This window comes from Asanoa sp. NPDC050611, from assembly GCF_040654855.1.
GTDB lineage: Bacteria > Actinomycetota > Actinomycetes > Mycobacteriales > Micromonosporaceae > Asanoa.
In genome coordinates, this window is record NZ_JBFAIU010000333.1 from 5,464 (window position 1) to 8,186 (window position 2,723).

Genomic DNA, 2,723 nt, shown 5'->3' on the forward strand with positions numbered 1-2,723 from the left:
CTCGGCGACGCGGGCCGCGCTGGCCCGGGCGGTGGCCAGCCGGAAGACGCAGTCGGCCAGGTTGAGCACCGGGTCGGTGAGGAACGCGGCCAGCCCGACGATCGTGATCAGCTCGCCGACGGTGATCCGGCCGCGGAGCGCGAACCAGCCGGCCAGCGCGGCGACGACCGCGATCAGCAGGCCGGTGGTGAACGTCGACACGCTGACGAAGGCGGCGCCCGCCTTGACCGCGCCGACGTTGGCCCGCAACGAGGTGCGGCTGGCCCGCCGGTAGCGGCGCGCCGCCTCGTCGACGCCGCCGAAGCCGCGCAACGGCCGCAAGCCGGTGAGCAGGTCCGACGCGGTGCCGGCGGCCTGGCCGAGGGCCTCCTGCCGCGCCGAGGTGTGCCGCTCGACCAGCGGGCCGAGCGCGTTGAGGGCGAGCACGAGCACCGGGATGCCGACCACGAGCCCGATGCCCAGCGACCAGTCGATGCGCAGCAGCACGACCGTCGACACGATCAGCCCGATCGAGGCGGACACGACGCGGCTGCCCAGCTCGAGCAGCTCCGCGGCGCCCTGGGTGTCGGAGGTCGCGATCGACAGCAGCTCGCCGGTCTGCCGGTCCGTGCTGATCCCGCGCCCGGTGACGACCCGCCGGACGACGCTCAGCCGCAGCTGGTGCGCCTCCTCCAGCTCGACCTTGGAGAGGAACCAGAGCCCGGTGCGCCAGCCCATCGTGAGCGCGGTGAACAGGGCGAAGACGCCGAGCAGCGACCAGGCCATGGCCGCTACGGACCCGGTGCCGACGGCCTGGTCGACGACGAGGCCGATGGCGACGGGCACGAGCGCCTCGCAGAGCTGGTGCAGCGACCAGAAGCCCGCGGTCAGCGCCACCCCGCGACGCCGGCGCCGGAACATGTCACCGATCAGCCGGCGGGTCGCGCCGCCCGTCGCCTCCGTCATTCCCACCCCACCTCGACAAGTTAGGAGAGGCTAACTTGCGGGCGCCGGTGGCGTCACGCTCGGGTCAGGACGGATCCAGATCGATGCGGACCGTGACCGGGTCGCCGGCGGCGAGGCCGGCGGTGGCGAGGCAGAGCCGGCGGGCGAGCCCACCGCGCGCGATGGACTGCTGGCGTGCGGCCGGATCGTCGTCGGCCAGCACCCGGGCGGTGCCGGTGCGCCAGGGCCGGCCGCTCACCTTGACCCGGACCCGCGGATCCGCCTCCAGGTTGCGCACCCAGTCGGTGTCCCGGCCCTGCTGGGCGACCAGCCAGAAGACCGCGCCGTCCCGGCCGTCGCAGACCGGCGTGCGGCGCCGCTTGCCCGATCGCCGCCCGGTCGTCTCCAGCAGCGCGTCGCCGGGAATCGGCACGCGCAGCGCCCACGCGAGGCGGACGATCCGGTTGACGAGGCGTTGCATCAGCTCGGCGGCGCTCCGAGCGGGTTCGCCCGCAGCGCCCGGGCGACCGTGACCAGGTTGGCGGCCATGGCGCGGCCGGTCTTGTCCGACCAGTCGTGCCCGCGTTCGTCGTCGAGGTAGTTCGGGCCGGCGCCCGGGCCGAGGTGCCAGTAGGTCCAGGCCTGCGCCGGGATCGTGTAGCCGATGTCGACCAGCGCGCCGCAGACCTCGCTGATCACGTGGTGGGCGCCGTCCTCGTTGCCCGTGTTGACCACGCCCGCCACCCGGTTGTAGGCGACCGGCCGGCCCGCGTCGTCGGTCTGGCTGATCAGGGCGTCCATCCGCTCGATCACCCGCTGTGCCACCGACGACGGCTTGCCGACCCAGGTCGGCGTCGCGATGACCAGGATCTCGGAGTCCAGCAGCTTCGCGCGGATCGCCGGCCACTCGTCGCCGTCGCCCATGTCGTCCTCGACGCCCGGACGGATGTCGTGGTCGACGGCGCGGACGATGTCGACGTCCACATCGGACTTACGTAGCTCGGCGACCACGACGTCGGCCAGCGCCTCGGTGTTCGACGGCGCCGGGCTGGGCTTGAGCGTGCAGTTGATCACCAAAGCCTTCATGTGTACGGCCGTACCCGGTCGACCGCGGTCCAAACTGCTCAGTAGGGGTCGCCGTGCCCCGGCGGCCGCGCGACCGCACCGGCCACCCGCGCCGGTGCCGCCCGCTCGGGCCGCAACGCGGCGGTCGGTGCGCCGGCGCGCTCCGCCATGCCGGCGAACAGCTCGTCGATCGCCGACAGCGCGTCGACCCGGGGCTGCCAACCCAGCTCAGCGGCCGCGCGGGCGGAGGACAGCAGCGGCACACCGGTGGCCAGGTCGATCCAGCCGGGCTCGAGCGGGTGCAGCCGGGCCCGCCAGGTGGCGCCGGCCGCGGCCCGCAACAGCGGCACGGGCACGGGCACGACACGGCCGTGGTAGCGGCGGGCCAGCGCCGGGCCGTCCAGCACCGGCTCGGCGGCGAGGTTGAAGGCACCGCGCACGTCGGCCAGCGCGGCCCGGACGTAGGCGTCGGCGACGTCGTCGGCGTGAACGCCCTGCACGCGCAGCCGCGGGCCGCCAGGCACCACCGGGAACCGGCGGAAGCCGAGCAGGCCGAGCGGCGCCAGCGGGCCGATGAACAGCCGGGCGATCTCCGACGCCGCCGCGCGCTGGAACGTCAGCGCCGGTCGCATCCGCACGACCCGCAGCGTCGGGTAGGTCCGCTCGACCTCGTCGAGCAGCAGTTCCACGTGCGCCTTGTCGCGGGCGTAGGTGGACCAGCGCACGCCGGTCAC

3 protein-coding genes and 1 pseudogene are annotated in these 2,723 nt (G+C 74.6%); all 4 read right to left on the bottom strand.

Annotated elements, in window-relative coordinates; genetic code table 11:
- Positions 1–945: ABC transporter ATP-binding protein (locus AB0H87_RS33825; protein WP_360155113.1), on the bottom strand; the 945-nt coding region annotated here is incomplete at its 3' end.
- Positions 946–1,009: 64 nt separating this feature from the next.
- Positions 1,010–1,405, bottom strand: a complete 396-nt coding sequence (locus AB0H87_RS33830) for a nitroreductase/quinone reductase family protein (protein WP_360155116.1) — start codon at positions 1,403–1,405, stop codon at positions 1,010–1,012.
- Complete coding sequence (locus AB0H87_RS33835) at positions 1,405–2,010, bottom strand: NAD(P)H-dependent oxidoreductase (RefSeq protein WP_360155119.1); 606 nt, start codon at positions 2,008–2,010, stop codon at positions 1,405–1,407. Before AB0H87_RS33835 ends, AB0H87_RS33830 begins: the two co-directional genes overlap by 1 nt.
- 38 nt (positions 2,011–2,048) lie before the next feature.
- A pseudogene (locus AB0H87_RS33840) lies at positions 2,049–2,723 on the bottom strand (epimerase); the annotation flags it as partial.